The sequence below is a fragment of the Janthinobacterium rivuli genome (assembly GCF_009208735.1).
Lineage (GTDB): Bacteria > Pseudomonadota > Gammaproteobacteria > Burkholderiales > Burkholderiaceae_D > Janthinobacterium.
Genome location: NZ_WFLJ01000062.1, coordinates 1 through 533 on the forward strand (window position 1 = coordinate 1; position 533 = coordinate 533).

Annotated in this window: 1 rRNA gene; it reads left to right on the forward strand. The window is 54.4% G+C overall.

Going from position 1 to position 533, the window contains the following annotated elements:
• Nucleotides 1-518: ribosomal RNA gene (locus GCN78_RS28905) — 16S ribosomal RNA — on the forward strand; the annotation flags it as partial.
• Nucleotides 519-533: the final 15 nt, after the last annotated feature.

Below are 533 nucleotides of genomic sequence, written 5' to 3' on the forward strand. Positions count from 1 at the left end.
GGAGTGCTCGAAAGAGAACCAGTACACAGGTGCTGCATGGCTGTCGTCAGCTCGTGTCGTGAGATGTTGGGTTAAGTCCCGCAACGAGCGCAACCCTTGTCATTAGTTGCTACGAAAGGGCACTCTAATGAGACTGCCGGTGACAAACCGGAGGAAGGTGGGGATGACGTCAAGTCCTCATGGCCCTTATGGGTAGGGCTTCACACGTCATACAATGGTACATACAGAGCGCCGCCAACCCGCGAGGGGGAGCTAATCGCAGAAAGTGTATCGTAGTCCGGATTGTAGTCTGCAACTCGACTGCATGAAGTTGGAATCGCTAGTAATCGCGGATCAGCATGTCGCGGTGAATACGTTCCCGGGTCTTGTACACACCGCCCGTCACACCATGGGAGCGGGTTTTACCAGAAGTAGGTAGCTTAACCGCAAGGAGGGCGCTTACCACGGTAGGATTCGTGACTGGGGTGAAGTCGTAACAAGGTAGCCGTATCGGAAGGTGCGGCTGGATCACCTCCTTTCTAGAGTTTGCACGA